At 74.3% G+C, this 14,017-nt stretch carries 14 protein-coding genes; 8 read left to right on the top strand and 6 right to left on the bottom strand.

The features are described 5' to 3' along the window. Positions 1-331: 331 nt before the first annotated feature. Complete coding sequence (locus O7600_RS07550; protein ID WP_281592969.1) at positions 332-853, bottom strand: MarR family transcriptional regulator; 522 nt, start codon at positions 851-853, stop codon at positions 332-334. A gap of 14 nt (positions 854-867) precedes the next feature. Between O7600_RS07550 and O7600_RS07545 the strand changes: the two genes are divergently transcribed. Both O7600_RS07545 and O7600_RS07540 read left to right on the top strand, forming a co-directional pair. Beyond that, complete coding sequence (locus O7600_RS07545; protein ID WP_281592968.1) at positions 868-1,668, top strand: potassium channel family protein; 801 nt, start codon at positions 868-870, stop codon at positions 1,666-1,668. Beyond that, on the top strand, positions 1,661-2,752 hold the full coding sequence (locus tag O7600_RS07540; RefSeq protein WP_281592967.1) for a PP2C family protein-serine/threonine phosphatase: 1,092 nt from the start codon (positions 1,661-1,663) through the stop codon (positions 2,750-2,752). The genes O7600_RS07545 and O7600_RS07540 overlap by 8 nt, the downstream gene beginning before the upstream one ends. Before the next feature lie 19 nt (positions 2,753-2,771). On the opposite strand, the gene O7600_RS07535 is transcribed toward O7600_RS07540, so the two are convergent. Next, positions 2,772-4,502 carry a serine/threonine protein kinase gene (locus tag O7600_RS07535; RefSeq protein WP_281592966.1) on the bottom strand — a complete coding sequence of 577 codons (1,731 nt, stop codon included), beginning with the start codon at positions 4,500-4,502 and terminating at the stop codon, positions 2,772-2,774. A 232-nt stretch (positions 4,503-4,734) separates the two neighbouring features. Between O7600_RS07535 and O7600_RS07530 the strand changes: the two genes are divergently transcribed. The 3 genes from O7600_RS07530 (at position 4,735) to O7600_RS07520 (ending at position 5,863) form a co-directional block, all read left to right on the top strand. Further along, positions 4,735-5,004: a BON domain-containing protein gene (locus O7600_RS07530; protein ID WP_281592965.1), complete on the top strand. Its 270-nt coding sequence runs from the start codon at positions 4,735-4,737 to the stop codon at positions 5,002-5,004. Positions 5,005-5,033: 29 nt separating this feature from the next. Then, the gene (locus O7600_RS07525; protein ID WP_281592964.1) at positions 5,034-5,405 is read left to right on the top strand and encodes a DUF1330 domain-containing protein; all 372 of its coding nucleotides are present in this window, start codon (positions 5,034-5,036) and stop codon (positions 5,403-5,405) included. Between the two features lie 62 nt (positions 5,406-5,467). Beyond that, the gene (locus tag O7600_RS07520; RefSeq protein WP_281592963.1) at positions 5,468-5,863 is read left to right on the top strand and encodes a hypothetical protein; all 396 of its coding nucleotides are present in this window, start codon (positions 5,468-5,470) and stop codon (positions 5,861-5,863) included. A 3-nt stretch (positions 5,864-5,866) separates the two neighbouring features. Here O7600_RS07520 and O7600_RS07515 read toward each other — a convergent pair whose 3' ends face one another. Beyond that, complete coding sequence (locus O7600_RS07515; RefSeq protein ID WP_281592962.1) at positions 5,867-6,259, bottom strand: DUF4190 domain-containing protein; 393 nt, start codon at positions 6,257-6,259, stop codon at positions 5,867-5,869. Positions 6,260-6,324: 65 nt separating this feature from the next. After that, positions 6,325-7,533: a DUF2254 domain-containing protein gene (locus O7600_RS07510; protein WP_281592961.1), complete on the bottom strand. Its 1,209-nt coding sequence runs from the start codon at positions 7,531-7,533 to the stop codon at positions 6,325-6,327. A gap of 115 nt (positions 7,534-7,648) precedes the next feature. On the opposite strand from O7600_RS07510, the gene O7600_RS07505 reads away from it, so the two are divergent. Continuing rightward, positions 7,649-8,518, top strand: a complete 870-nt coding sequence (locus O7600_RS07505) for a L,D-transpeptidase family protein (protein ID WP_281592960.1) — start codon at positions 7,649-7,651, stop codon at positions 8,516-8,518. A 152-nt stretch (positions 8,519-8,670) separates the two neighbouring features. Here the strand turns inward: O7600_RS07505 and O7600_RS07500 are convergent, their stop codons facing one another. Next, positions 8,671-9,351, bottom strand: coding sequence for a hypothetical protein (locus tag O7600_RS07500; protein WP_281592959.1), 681 nt, complete (start codon positions 9,349-9,351; stop codon positions 8,671-8,673). 161 nt (positions 9,352-9,512) lie between these two features. Beyond that, positions 9,513-10,799, bottom strand: a complete 1,287-nt coding sequence (locus tag O7600_RS07495; protein ID WP_281592958.1) for a low temperature requirement protein A — start codon at positions 10,797-10,799, stop codon at positions 9,513-9,515. A gap of 139 nt (positions 10,800-10,938) precedes the next feature. Here O7600_RS07495 and O7600_RS07490 point away from each other — a divergent pair, with 139 nt between their 5' ends. Together O7600_RS07490 and O7600_RS07485 are read left to right on the top strand one after the other, a co-directional pair. Beyond that, a complete protein-coding gene (locus O7600_RS07490) occupies positions 10,939-11,403 on the top strand; it encodes a phage holin family protein (protein WP_281592957.1) in 465 nt (154 codons plus the stop codon). 49 nt (positions 11,404-11,452) lie between these two features. Next, a complete protein-coding gene (locus O7600_RS07485) occupies positions 11,453-12,667 on the top strand; it encodes a cation:proton antiporter (RefSeq protein ID WP_281592956.1) in 1,215 nt (404 codons plus the stop codon). Positions 12,668-14,017: the final 1,350 nt, after the last annotated feature.

Here is a 14,017-nt window from a genome sequence, read left to right as displayed (position 1 = left end):
ACCGGCGCGTCCGATCTCCGGTACCGGCCCGCGGGAGCAACTCCCGCAGGCCCTCGACCGAGCGCTCCGCCGGCGTTCGGGCCGACCACGGCGGCGTCGACCAGCGCTCGTGGCCTCGAAAAGAAGCGGCGGAGCGCCCCCGCGCTCGCGCAGAGGACGGTTCTCAGATGACGTTCTCGCACGTTCCGCCCGTGGCGGGCGCGCTCGGGACCTTCGATCTCCCGGTGCGCGTCCCGCTCGCGGCGAACCTCGCCGCCGGTGTCGCCCGTCGGCGTCGGGGCGAGTCCGAGGTCGCCCAGCGTGACCTCGCCGCGCTCGGCATGGATGCTGGTCAGGTGCCGTCGTCGCGGTGGCCGCTGCTCGCCCAGCTGCGCCACCACTGGTCCTCGGGCGGCTCTCCGGCCGCCGCCACCAGGGCGTTGATGAGTTCCTCCCCGCTGGCCGCCCGGACGGCGTCCGCGGTGCGGACGAGGTCACGGATCCGATCCGCCCGTTCACGGATCACCGCGCCGACCAGGTCGCGTCCTGTCTCGGTGAGGGCCAGCCAGGCCACCCGCCGGTCGGTGGTTCCCTGGCGCCGCGCCACGAGGCCGCGTCGGATCAGCCGGTCGCAGGTGCGGGTGACCGTCGACGGGTGGACATCGAGGGAGGTGGCGAGATCCACCGTCCGCAGCGATCCGCGTGCGGCGAGCACCACCAGCGTGCGGTACTGGGGAAGGGTCAGCTCCGTGTCGAGGCCGACGAGGGTGCGCGCGGTGAGGCCGACCATCACCCGGCTGAGCGCGGCGAGGCCGTCGACGAGCGCCGACTCGGGGTCCGCCACCCGTGCTTCGGCCGGCACGTAAAGTTCCACCACAGAATGGTTGCATGCATGCAGGAAAGGTGGTGGGAACACTGTTCGGCCAGCACGACGAATCCCGGCAGCGAACGATCGGGCGCTGGGAGCAGCTCAGCGCCGCCCCGCTGACCCTGCTGTCCGTGCTCTTCCTGGCCGCGTACGCGTGGCCCATCCTCGTGCCGCAGCTTCCCCGCCGGTGGGAGGTCGCCTGCGAGGCCACCAGTCTGACCATCTGGCTGCTCTTCTGGGTCGACCTGCTGGTGCGGTTCGCGCTCGCCGGTGACCGGCTGCGGTTCCTGCGCACCCACCTGTTCGACCTGACCGTGCTGGTGCTGCCGTTCCTGCGTCCACTGCGGGCCCTCCGGTTGGTCACCGTCGTGCTGAACCTGACCCGGCGCACGACCGACTGGGCCCGTGGCCGCCTCGCCCTGTACGTCAGCGCCACGACCGTGCTGCTGGTGGTCGTGTCGGCACTGGCGGTGCTCGACGCGGAACGGGCGGCGCCGGACGCCTCGATCACCTCGTTCACCGACGCCCTCTGGTGGGCCGCGGTGACGATCACCACCGTGGGGTACGGCGACCTGTTCCCGGTCACCACGGCGGGCCGACTGGTCGCGCTCGGCCTCATGGTCGGCGGGATCGGCCTGATCGGCTTCGTGACCGGGTCGCTCGCGACCTGGATCGTCGAGCGGGTCGCCGACCGCGACCGACCGGAGCCGGCCACGGCCGCCGACGTCGCCGCGCTGCGGGACGAGATCGCCGCGCTGCGGGCGAGGCTGGAGACGCGACCCTCCGCCGGGGCACCCGATCGGCTCGTCGTCGATGACTGAGCCGAGGCGCGCCGACGAACCCGGTCACCGGCCGTGGCTCGGACTGCCCGCGGCGCTGGCGTTCATCGCCGTCGTGCTGCTGGTCGACGTGGCGGCCGCCGCGCACGCCGTACTCATCGGTTTCCTGGCCCTGGCCCCGCTGCTGGCCGCCGCCGTGGACACGCCGAGACGGACCGCCGTCGCGTCCGCCGCGGCGACGGCCGCCGCCGTCCTGGCCGGCCTGCCGAGCCAGACCCTGGGCAGCCTCGACCACGTCCTGCGGGTGGCGGTGGTCATCGCGGTCAGCGTCGCGGCACTGTACGTGGCCCGGGCCCGCACCTCGCGCGAGGAGCGGATCCGGCGGATGAGCGAGATCGTGCGGGTCACCCAGAAGGCCATCCTGCGGGAGGTCCCACCCAGGATCGGCGGCGTCGCGCTGGGAGCACGGTACGTCTCCGCGCAGCGGGGTGCGGGGGTGGGCGGGGACCTCTACGAGGTCGTACCGGGACCGGACCGGGTGCGCGTCATCATCGGTGACGTGTGCGGCAAGGGGCTGCCGGCGGTGCAGCTCGCCTCGGCGGTGATCGGCGCCTTCCGGCAGTCCGCGATCGTGCGCGACCGGCTGGAGGAGGTCGCCACGGATCTCGACGCCCTGGTCGCCCGGGAACCGAGGCCCGCCTACGGGGTCACCTTCGTCACGGCCGTGCTGCTGGAGGTCCGTGGGCCGGACCTGTGGGTGATGAGCTGCGGGCATCCCGTGCCGCTGCGACACCGTCCCGGGCGCACGTCCGCCCCGCTCGGCGAGCACGAGCCGGATCGGCCACTCGGGCTGGGTGGCCGGCGTACCCCGCCGGCGCACCACACCTGGGCGACGGGTGAGCGGCTGCTGCTCTACACCGACGGGCTGATCGAGGCGCGCGACGACGCCGGCCGGTTCTTCCCGTTACCACAGCTCGACCGTCCGCTGTCCGCTTCCTCCCTGCCGAAGGCGCTCGACGGGATCTGGCGCGCGGTGCGCACGCACGTCGGTGGCGAACCCCGCGACGATCTCGCGCTGCTGCTGATCGAGCGGCTGCCGGACGCGGGCGGTGACGCCGGTCGGTAGCGGGCCGTCCCGCGTGCGGTCAGGCCAGCACGTCAGCGTCGACCGACGGGGTAGCCCCCAGTGACGTGGGAACGTGGGCCGGGGTCGGTGAGGCGGTGATGGTCGGCGTGGACGGCGAGTCCGGGGTCGGCGGGGCCGGCGGGGAGACGGACGGGCTGGTGGGAGAGCCGGTGGAGGCGGTCGGGTCGGCCGTCGGTTCGCCGCCGGGGTCCGTCGGCGTCGGCAGCGACGGCGAGGAGGGGCGGCCGGTCGGTGTTCCGGCCGAGGGCGACGCGCTCACCGCCGACTCGTCCCCGGCTGCGTCCGGTGGTGTCGGCGCGGTCGCGGCGTCGGAACCGGTGCGCCGGGGCGCCGGAACGTCGGCCCGGACCGGCGGCACGCGGCTTGTCGCCGGGTTCGCCGCCGGCTCGTCCGCGCCCGCGATGGTGACCAGCGCCGAGGATCTGCGACAGGGCACGCCGTCGAGCGCGAAGCCGTCCGGGCCGGATCGGGCCTGCTCGGAGTAGGTGCCGGACAGGGGCACGCGGACCTGCGACGAGGCTTCCAGCGCGACGGGGAGCCGCACGACCCGCCCCGACTGCCATCGGGCCAGCGGCGCGTCCAGCTGCTGGCCCGGCGACAGCCGGAACACCAGGACGGGCCGTCCGGTCGGCTGCCCGCCGGTCACCTCGACGGTGAGTTCGCCGTCGAAGCTGCCCTGCCGACGCTCGGCCGAGTACGCGACGGTGCAGCCGGTGGTCGTGGCCGGTGCCGCCTCCGGCGCGCCGTAGGCGTCCTGCGTCGAACCGGAACCGGGAAGCTGGGCGACGAACACGGCGCCCGCCAGGACCGCCGGAAGCCCACCCACCAGCACCGCACGCCGGACCTTCGGCCGGCGGGGGGCCCCGAGGGTCGCGGGGGTCGTGGGTCGGGGGTCCGGACGTGCGTCGGCGGCCGGACGCAGCCGCGTCACGTCGGGGATGGCCGCGGTGGCGAGCACTTGCGCGACCCTGTCCGCGCTCGGCCGCTCGGCGGGTTCGGGTGCGAGGCAGCGAAGGCGCAGGTCCTCGACGGCCTCGGGGACCCCCTCGATGCCGTGCGTCGCCCCGCGATCGTCGCGGTCGGCCCGGTCCGGGCGGGCCGGTGGTCGCCCGGTGAGGCACTCGGTGAGCAGGAGGCCGAGGGCGTAGACGTCGCAGGCGGGCACCGCCGGCTCGCCGCGCAGTTGCTCCGGGGACATGTACGACGGGGTGCCGCGGATCTCGCCCCGACTGTCGACGGTGGCGGCGCCGACGGCGAGCGCCACGCCGAGGTCGACGAGTTTCGCTCCCTCCGGCGCGATCAGCACGTTGCCGGGCTTGACGTCGCGATGCACCAGTCCCGCCTCGTGGATCGCGGCGAGCCCGGCCGCCACCTCCGCGCAGAGCCGGCCGCCGGCGGGCCACCCCGGCGGCCCGGCCCGGCGCAACCGGTCGGCGAGCGTCTCGCCGTCGACGTACTGCAGCACCAGGAAGGGCACGCGCCGCAGCCCCGACAGCCGGGCCTCACCGTAGTCGTAGACCGCGGCGACGTTCGGGTGGTCCAGTCGCGCCGCGGCTCGTGCCTCGCGGCGCACGGCCCCGCGCCACCCGCGGTCCTCCGCGATGCCGGGGGCGAGCAGCTTGACCGCGACCGTCCGGTCCAGCAACTGGTCCACCGCCTGCCAGACGACGGCCGACCCGCCCCGGCCGACCTGCCGCACCAGCCGGTAGCGGCCCGCCAGAACCCGCATCGCGCGCCCCCTCTCCCGGTCACCACATCACCACGGCCGCCCGCTCCGAACGGGGCGACAGGTAGCCCTCCTACCCGGCTCCTCAGCAGGATTAACGGTCGCCGCCGCGGGTCGGACGGCCGAGCCCGCACCTGTCACAAAGGCGGGTGCGGATCGTCATGAACCTGTCGTATTGCGTGTCGAACACTGGGGGTAGGGCGTGAGGAACGCCGATCGAGTGAGGAGACCAGTCATGACCTACCCGTGGTTCTTTCCGGAGGGAATGCCCTCGCTGTTCCACGACGGCCCGGCGGCGAACGACACCCGGTTGGCCTGCCGGGTGGTCGAGCAGATGAGTCGTGACCCGCTGCTGCGCCACGAGCGCATCTGTGTGGAGGCGCAGAACCGGGTGGTCATCCTGGAGGGGCGGGTGGGCTCGGCCGACGCGGCGGCCCGTGCCCGGGCTCTCGCGTGGGCCGTGCCCGGGGTGCACGATGTCAACGTCAGGGTGTACGTGGTGTGACGCCAGGCGAGGACGACGGGAGAGAGCGGATGGCAGTGGACCCCAACGGTCGGGACCTGAAGGCGTTCCTCGCCGCCGATCCCGACGCTCCGGTGGTGATGCTCAACCTGCTGCGCTTCGCCGAGGGCGGGCGGGAGTCCTACGAGCGGTACGGCGCCGCCCTGCGCGAGACGTTCCTGCCCCGCTACGGCGGCAAGGTGCTCTACGCCGGCGACGGTGGACCGGCGCTGGTGGCGGAGGAGGGGCAGGCATGGGACGCGGTGCTGCTGGTGCGCTACCCGAGCCGGTCGGCGTTCAGCCGGATGGTGGCCGACCCGGAGTACCAGGAGGTGACCCGGTGGCGCACGGCGGCGCTGGAGGAAGCCGTGCTGCAACCCACGGTCGCCTGGACCGCAGGGTGAGCCGTACCCGGCCGGCACGACCGAGGCGACACCCGCGAGCGGGCCGGTGGCGCGGGTCGCTGGTGACCCTGTCTGCGGCGCTCCTGCTCGCCACCGGCTGCGCCGGCGAGCCGGAGCACACGCGGCCGTCACCGGAGCCGACCCCCACCGTCCGGCTGGGCACGGTCGCCCGGGCCGAGGTGGGCGCACGTCTCACCGTGACGGCGACGGTGCAGCGTGTCATCACCGGCAGCGCGTTCGTGGTACGCGACGTCGACTTCACCGACGGGACGCTGCTGGTGCTGTCCACCGATCCGGTCACCGCGGAACCGCCGCAGCTGGTGACCGTCAGCGGCACCGTCGTCGACTTCTCCTACCGTGACCTGTCCGGCCGCTACCAGCTCGGGCCCGCCGGTGCGTACCGGGAGTTCGAGGGCGGTCGGGCGCTCGCCGCCGAGAAGGTGACCGGCTGGAACTGACGGTCAGTCGATTCGGTCACGCAGGTCGTCGACCTGCTGCTGGAGCCGGTCCACCGCGCCCTCGTTGTTGAGGAACGTGGTGATGCCCGCGCCGAGCGCCAGCCCGAGCAGCAGGGCGATCACGCTGAGCACGAGCCCACCGATCGCCACGCCGCGGCCGGTGACTCCCGGCCGGGCGGCCATCTTGAGGCCGACGATGCCCAGGACGATGCCGACGATGGCGAGGACCACGCCGATCCAGGCGAGGATGGCGGTGAGCACGCTGAACAGCGCGGCCACGCCGAACACGAGCGCGAGCGCGGCGGCCGTGCTGGTCTTGGCCGCCGTACCGGCTCGGGTCCGTCCGGCGCGGGTCGGGGCGCCGGCCCCACGGGCCGGTTCGCTGGACGCGGTCATGGCACTCCCTCCACTACGCCGTTCGGCGCGGGCCTGTGCCGGCCGCTTCCCCCGTCACCGCCGACTCATGCCTGCCGGCTCTCGGTCCTGCGGGCGATGTCGGGCAGGTGTTCCGGCAGCGCCACGGAGCGCAGGTCGGCCAGCACATCGTCCAGGAGGCGGGTGATCCGCGGCTGGTCGCGTCCGGCCCGCCGCACGTCGTCGACCGCGACCGCGAGAAAACCGTCGAAGTCCTGCGCCCTGGCCCGTACCCGTGGCGTGCCGTCAGGGTCGTCGACGAGCAGGCGGTGACCGGGCCGGCCGGCGAGGCGGCGCAGCAGGTCGTGCATCTCCTGCACGCTGCGCACCGCGGTGGTGGTGTCGTTGATCCCGGGTGACAGGGCCCGCTCGGCGATGTCGGTCAGCTGCCGGAACCCGAACCCGACGTCCTGACCCAGGGTCCGTTCCACGCCGAGGCTCACCGCGACGCACGCCCGCGTCTCCGGCACGGTCGCCGGGGGCGGGCCGCCGGGCAGCGGATGGACCGCGATCAGCGGTTGCCCGGCCACCACGAAGTCACCCGGCGCGGGCAGGACCGACAGGGCGCAGTCGTGCCTGCGCGCCAGCGCGGCGAGCCGGCCGAGGTCGACGTGTTCGACCATGCCGGGCTGCGCCGCGGTGATCACCTGCACCGGCGGGGTCAGCGGCGCGACAGGCCCGCCGGCCGGGCCGACCGGATACTGCTCCTCGATCACCCGGCGGGTCTGGGCGCCGACCGCCGCGATGATGTGCGAGACCCGCATGACCGTGGTGACGTGGTGCAGGTAGTAGACGAACAGCCCGCTGCTGGCGAGCACGAGAGCCATCGTCACGGCGAGCGAGAGTTCCGGCAGCCGAGCGTCGGAGCCGGCCGGCAGTGCCGCCAGCACCACCATGGCGAACAGCGCGGTCGCCAGGAAGGTGCCCAGAGCGGCCTGCGTGATCCGGTCCCGCAGAAAGGTCCGCAGCACCCGGGGGGAGTACTGGCTGCTGGCGAGCTGCACCGCCACCACGGTGATGGAGAAGACCAGCGCGGTGAACGAGATCATCGCGGTGATGATCGACGACAGCAGCGACCGGGCGCCGGCCACGCTGCTGGGCAGGAACCCGCCGGTCGGCAGGCCCAGCCGCAGCTCGGCCACCGACAGGCCGAGGGCCAGCAGCACGGCCCCGGCGGCGAACGCCGCCGGCACCAGCCAGAACCCCGACCACGCCGCCGTCAGGCGGGACCGGAGGGTACGCGGAGTGCCGCTCATCCACCCGTAGTCCCCGGTACGCGCCCTTTGCATACCTGGCGGAGCGTCTGTTTACCTGGAGGCGGACCCCGACCGGACGCACGAAGGGGGTGGGCCGGTACCCGGCACACCGATCATGAAGACTCGACACCTCACGGCAACCGTCACCTCCGCCGCCCTGCTGATGCTCGCGGCAGGTTGCGGCGACGGCCCGGAACCGGCGCCCGTCTCGTCCGGGCCGAGCCCGGCGGTGACGGCGACACCGCCGCCGGGCACGCCAACCGCCGCCCCGACGAACGGCGAGGCGCCCGCGCCGGCGCCGTCCACCGCGTCGCCCGCGCCGACCACGGCGTCGCCCGCGCCAACGCCGAGTCCGTCGCCGTCGGGCACGCCCGAGGGCGGGGCACGGGAGGCCCTACGTCGTGGCGACACCGGCGACGCGGTCCGGGCACTGCAGGAGCGGCTGGACCGGCTCGGATACTGGGTCGGCGAGTCCGACGGCACCTACGGCCTGCTCACCGAGCAGGCGGTCTACGCGCTGCAGAAGGCCGCCGGCCTGCGCCCCGACGGGATCGTCGGCGCGAAGACCCGGGCCGCGCTCGACGGCGGGAAGCGCCCGGACGCCCGCAGCACCGACGGCCATCTCGCCGAGGTGGACCTGGACCGGCAACTGCTGATGATCGTCGACGACGGCGAGGTGAGCCGGATCTTCAACACCTCGACCGGCACGTTCGAGCACTACACCTACCAGGGCGAGACCTACCTGGCCGACACCCCGCGCGGCCGGTGGACCATCGACTGGCAGGTCGACGGCTGGCGCGACGGCCCGCTCGGCCGGCTGTACCGGCCGAAGTACTTCCAGGAGCAGGGGATCGCCATCCACGGCTACACCAGCGTCCCGCCGTATCCGGCGTCGCACGGCTGCGTGCGGGTGACGCTGCCGGCGATGGACTGGCTGTGGGCGCAGGACGTGCTGCCGAAGAAGACCCGGGTCTGGGTGTACTGAACGCTCACCGCGAGCCGCCGGGTCCGGCGCGGTGGCGGTGCGACATCCGTCGCGTAGGTGCGCCGGGCGGCCAGCAGCATGCCGTTGGCCAGCGGTCCCTCCGCACGTCGAGGCGTCGCCCTCCCGGTCCGAACCGGATCTCACGGCGACACTCACTCGTCCGGTTGGCGACGTTCCTCCTCGGCTCGCTCCCGGCTGAGGAAGAACGCGCCGAGCGCGCCGGCCAGGGTGCCGAACACCGCCACCGAGTACGCGGCCAGCACCAGTTCCAGGATCTGCGCGAACGTGTCGTTCACGCGCAGCGGCTCACCGGTGATGGTGGCGTAGGCCGCGTCGTGCAGGGCCCGGGGAAGGCTGCGGTAGGAGCCGGTGACCACGAGCAGTTGCCCGGCCGCGAGGATCACGGCCATGGTCACCACGGCGAGCCAGGCCAGCCGGTCGGTGAGCAGCCGGCCGGCGGACCGGGAACCGCGGATCGCGGCGGCGACCACGCCGCCGCCCCGGGCGGCCCGCAGCGCGCTCGCCGCCCGCAGGAACCGCAGGAAGGGCACGGCCAGGAAGATCAGCTGCCACCAGTTGTGCTTCCAGAACTCGCCGGCGCGGTGGCGGGCGATCCAGGCGCGGAGCGTGAACTCGGCGACGAAGACGGCCCACAGGATCCAACTGGTGACGGTGAGCACAGTGCTGAGCGGCTCGTCGTGGACGAACGCCTGGGCCAGGACGAGCAACAGGAAGAGCAGCCCCAGGACGCCCATCGGCTTGTCCAGCCGGTGGGCGAGGCCGTTGAGGCGGGCGTCGTCCTCACGGCGTCGCCGGCCGGGATCGTCGCTCACCCTGCCGTAGCCTACCCGCGCCCGGACCCGGGAACGGCCGCTCGTGACACGACCGCCGACCTCGCGACATCCGGCGAACGGGCACGCGGACGCCTGGTTCTACGCTGGCATCGACTCGGCCACCGACCCGAAGTGCACGGTGGTGCCGCAGCGTGAGCGCCTCACAGATACTCCTTCCGCCAAGCGCTGACCGCCTCCTCGACGGCGTGCTCCTCGCGGCGCAGCGACGCCTTGATCCGTCTGCGTTCGCCGGTCATCCGTTGGAACACCGCGAGCGCTCCGCAGGCCACGACGAGCGTCGCCAGGGCGGCCAGCGGCGCGACGTGCGCGCCCGGCACCGTCAGCGCGGCGATCAGCACGGCGGCGACGAGGGTGGAGCGGCTCGTCCGACGAAAGGCGCGCCGGGCGACCGCCGCCTGACTCACCAGGTAGATCACGACTCCACCGTGCAGGACCGCGCTGACCGGACCGGACAGCGGGGAGTGCCGCATGGCGACGGCTTCCAGCAGCAGCTTGAGACCCAGGGCGGTGGTCACCACGCCGAGGATCGTGAGCAGGTGCAGGTAGGTGTAGACGTCGCGGGCCAGCGGCACCCGTACCCGGTCCCGCACGCCGTGCAGGATCTGTTCGACTCCGGCGGCCAGACTGTCGAAGTGCAGCCACCACATCGCCGCGACCAGCGCGATGCCCAGGACGGACGCGGTGATGACCCGGGTGGTCAGCGCCAACCGGTCGAACCGGCCCGGTCCGATGCCCAGCGAGATCACCACCTCGCCGAGGGCGACGAGCACGATCAGGCCGTGCCGCTCGGCCCAGTGCCCGGCCGACGGCAGCGACCAGTGCGCGTAGGGCAGGAAGAGCCCCACCGAGTACTCGACGAGCAGGGCTGCGGTCCACAGGACCAGGCGGGTCTCCAGGACCGCGTCTGCCGGCACCCACCGGGGCACGGCGACCGAGAGCCCGATCAGGACCGCGGCCAGCACCGGCGGGACGGTGACGGCGGCGAGCTGGACGCGGGTGTGCCCGGCGCGGGTCAGCACGAACAGGAACCCGGCCGAGGTCAGGGCTCGCACGATCAGGTAGGAGGCGGCGAACACCAGCGGGCCGGGCAGGTCGTCGGGCTGGTCGACGAAGGCCTGGGGGATCGCGATCGCGAGCACGAACACCGCGGCCATGATCCCGAAGCCGAGGACCGGCAGGACGCCGTGGTCGGCGCGGACCACGTTGCCGAGCGCGACGAACCCGGTCCAGCACCACCACAGCAGCGCCACCACCACCACGCCGGACGCCACCTGGGACGCCGCCAGATCGCGGGCGACGAGTCCGGTGACGTTGAGGAAGGCGAAGACGAAGATCAGGTCGTAGAACAGCTCCAACCGGGTGACCCGGCTGCCCGGCGCCACCGGGATCAGCCACCGGGACCGGCGGAGATGCGGTGGGCTGCTCATCCGGCCAGTCTCGGGCATCCGGCGGGGGCCGGTCCCGGCTTTGTCGTCGCACTCACCGACCGAAAACCGCGGCCTCGCGGTGTGCGGCCCGCCCGCCCGGGTACGCCGCCGGGCACGCGACGGCGCAGTGGGAGGTGCGATGAGCGAGGGGACCGTCGGAGAGGACGGACGGCGGAGCCCGACCGAGCGACTGGCCGAGGACGTGGCCGACGTCGTTCGCGAGGAGGTACGAGCCGTGCGCGCGCAGGTGGGCGAGGCGGCCCGACCGGCGGGTGTGGGCGTCGTCCTGCTGGCTGCCGCCGGTGGCTGCCTGGTGCTCGGCGCCGGCGCGGCGTCGACCACGGTGCTGCGCGTGCTGGAGACGATGCTCCCGCGCCGGCTGGCCGCCGCCGGTCTCACCGCCGGCTACCTCGTCGCCGCCGTGGTGCTGGGGCGGGTGGGGCTGGCGCGGCTCCGGGCGGCCGGGGGCCCCTCGGCGCGGCTCGCGGACGACGCGCGCGACCTGCTCACCGAGACCGCCGGTCGGGTGCTGCCCGCCGGCGCCGACGCCGCCCGCGACGAACTGGCCAACGCCCGGGCCACCGCCCGCGCCCGGCGCACGTGAGGCGGCGAGACGGGCGAGTGGGCGATGCCGCGACGGGTAGCGGGCGGGCATGAGTCCGCTACTGCTCGCGTACGCCCTCGTCGGGGGTCTCGGTGTCCTGCTCGCCTTCTGGTCGAGCGCCATCCGCCGGACCGTGCTGTCCGAGCCGCTGCTGGCCCTCGCCCTGGGGGTCCTGGCCGGCCCGGTGCTCGGCCTGGTCGACCTCGGCGACCAGTTGGGCGCCGAGCTGAACCGTGAGGTGAGCCGGGCCCTGCTGGCGGTGTCGCTGATGGCGGTCGCGCTGCGCTTCCCGCTCGCCGGCTACCGGGCGGTGCTGCGCCCGGTGCTCGTGCTGCTCTCCGCCGGCATGGTCGGAATGGCGCTGCTCAGCACCGGCCTGTCCTGGCTCGTGCTCGGCGTGCCGCTGGGCCTGGCCGCGCTGCTCGGCAGCTGCCTGACCCCCACCGACCCGGTCCTGGCCTCCGGCATCGTCTCCGGCGGCCCGGCCGAACGGCAACTGCCCGACCGGCTCCGGCGGGTGGTCAGCGGCGAGTCCGGCGGCAACGACGGGCTCGCGTTTCCCCTCGTCGTGCTCGCCCTGGCCGGCATCGGCGCGCAGCCATGGGCCGACCAGGTGACCGCGGCGGTGTGGGGCGTGCTCGGCGCGGTGGCCGTCGGCGTCCTGCTCGGTTGGCTGGCCGGACACGCCGTCCGCGCGGCGAGCCGCCGGGAGACCCTCGACCAGGGCTCGCTGCTCGTCTTCGCGGTGCTGCTCGGCATCGCCGCGCTCGGGGTCGCGCGGGTGCTCGACACCGACGGCATCCTGGCTGCCTTCGTCACCGGGCTGGCCTACAACCGGGTCGTCGGCGACCAGCCCCGCATCGCCGAGCAGAAGTTGGACGACTCGCTCACCCGCTACCTGGTGCTGCCGCTGTTCTTCCTGCTCGGCGTCGAACTGCCGTGGCGCGACTGGCTCGACGTCGGCTGGCGGCTGCCGCTGTTCGCCGTCGCGGTCCTGCTGCTGCGGCGGCTGCCGGTGGTGCTGGCGCTCCGGAAGCCGCTCGGGTTGCCCTGGCGAGAGCTGGTCTTCCTCGGCTGGTTCGGCCCGATCGGTGTGTCCGCGCTGTTCTACCTGGCGTTCAGCGCCGACGAGGGCGCGCGGGACCCGCTGCTCTGGACCGCCGGCAGCCTCGTCGTCACGCTCAGCGTCGTGGTGCACGGCGCCACGGCGATGCCGGGCCGCCGCTGGTACGCCGCCGGGCACCACGAGATCTCGAAGCGGTAACGGTCGACGCGCCGGCGTTTGCCGGCGACCTCGCCGGAAAGCGATCGAGGTAGCTCGCGCTTCGTAGCCGCGGTGTCGACGAACGGCACCAGGACGACCACGTCCACCCGGACGGCTCAGCGCGCACCTCCGGGGCTCGTTCCTGCCCGCACGCGTGTCACGACGCGGCGGCGGCCGGCCCCGTGACCGCTGATCCGCCGCCTTCCGTGGAGGACCTCCATGACCATGTCCGTGCTGCGCCCCGACGCCGGCGTCGACGAACTGTTCGCCCTGCTGCACGACGCTGTCGGCCCGACCGCCCGGCGCGCCCGGGAGCGCCTGGTCGAGGTGCACCGCCCGCTCGCCGTGACTCTGGCCCGGCGGTTCGCCCACCGGGGCGAGCCGCTCGACGACCTCGTCCAGGTCGCCTGCTACGGCCTGGTCAAGGCGGTCGACGCGTACGACCCGCGGCGCGGGGTGCCGTTCGCGGGCTATGCCACCCCGACCATCCTGGGTGAGTTGAAGCGCCACTTCCGGGACCACGGTTGGGGGGTCCGGGTCCCCCGCGGCCTGCAGGAGCGGTACCTGCTGGTGCACGCGGCCGAGGCCGAACTGACCCGTCGGTCGCAGCGCGTGCCGCGGGCCGAGGAGGTGGCCGGGCACCTGGGCGTACCGGTCGAGGTGGTGGTGGAGGCGTTGGCCGCCGGGCGCGCGTATCGCAACGTGTCGCTGCACCGGCCGGCCGGTGGGGACGACGAGTCGGGGGAGCGGGAGGACCTGCTGGCCGTGCGGGACTCCCGGATGGAGGGCCTCGGCGACCGGCTCGACCTGCTGGCGGCGCTGCGTCGGCTGCCGGAACGGGAGCGGGGCGTGGTGATCCGCTACTTCCACGGCAACCAGACCCAGGAGCAGATCGGCGATCTGCTCGGCATCTCGCAGATGCACGTGTCGCGCCTGCTGCGCCGGGCGATCGGGCTGCTGCGGCGGGAGATGACCGCCGAGGAGCCCACCGACGCCGGTCGGGTCCGGGTGGCGTTCCGCCGGGCCGGCACCACCACCGTGGCGTGCGTGACGGGGGTCCTCGACGACGACGGCGTGGACCTGCTGCGCGACCGGCTCACCCGGATGGCGGTGACCGACCGGCCCGGCGCGCTGGTGGTGGACCTACGGCGGGCGTCGGTCGAGTCGCCCCGCCTGGCCCGGACGGTCCTGGACCTGCGCCGGGCCTGCGCGCACGTGCGGGCCCGGCTGACGCTGGTCAACGTGCCGCAGAACGCGATGAGCCTGCTGCGGCGGGCGGGCCTGACCCGGCTGGTTCCCTGCCTCCCGGTCCGGGGCGCCGGCACCGGCGTGTCCCCGGGCGGGGCGGGG

This window comes from Micromonospora sp. WMMA1998, from assembly GCF_027497375.1.
Taxonomy (GTDB): Bacteria; Actinomycetota; Actinomycetes; order Mycobacteriales; family Micromonosporaceae; genus Micromonospora; species Micromonospora sediminicola.
The sequence above is the reverse complement of the archived record's forward strand: the minus strand, read 5'-3'. Positions and strand labels throughout refer to the sequence as shown.

Coding starts and splice junctions, on each gene's coding strand:
- O7600_RS07545 (WP_281592968.1), top strand. CDS start 868: ATGCATGCAGGAAAGGTGGTGGGAACACTGTTCGGCCAGCACGACGAA.
- O7600_RS07540 (WP_281592967.1), top strand. CDS start 1,661: ATGACTGAGCCGAGGCGCGCCGACGAACCCGGTCACCGGCCGTGGCTC.
- O7600_RS07535 (WP_281592966.1), bottom strand. CDS start 4,502: ATGCGGGTTCTGGCGGGCCGCTACCGGCTGGTGCGGCAGGTCGGCCGG.
- O7600_RS07530 (WP_281592965.1), top strand. CDS start 4,735: ATGACCTACCCGTGGTTCTTTCCGGAGGGAATGCCCTCGCTGTTCCAC.
- O7600_RS07525 (WP_281592964.1), top strand. CDS start 5,034: ATGGCAGTGGACCCCAACGGTCGGGACCTGAAGGCGTTCCTCGCCGCC.
- O7600_RS07515 (WP_281592962.1), bottom strand. CDS start 6,259: ATGACCGCGTCCAGCGAACCGGCCCGTGGGGCCGGCGCCCCGACCCGC.
- O7600_RS07510 (WP_281592961.1), bottom strand. CDS start 7,533: ATGAGCGGCACTCCGCGTACCCTCCGGTCCCGCCTGACGGCGGCGTGG.
- O7600_RS07505 (WP_281592960.1), top strand. CDS start 7,649: ATGAAGACTCGACACCTCACGGCAACCGTCACCTCCGCCGCCCTGCTG.
- O7600_RS07495 (WP_281592958.1), bottom strand. CDS start 10,799: ATGAGCAGCCCACCGCATCTCCGCCGGTCCCGGTGGCTGATCCCGGTG.
- O7600_RS07490 (WP_281592957.1), top strand. CDS start 10,939: ATGAGCGAGGGGACCGTCGGAGAGGACGGACGGCGGAGCCCGACCGAG.
- O7600_RS07485 (WP_281592956.1), top strand. CDS start 11,453: ATGAGTCCGCTACTGCTCGCGTACGCCCTCGTCGGGGGTCTCGGTGTC.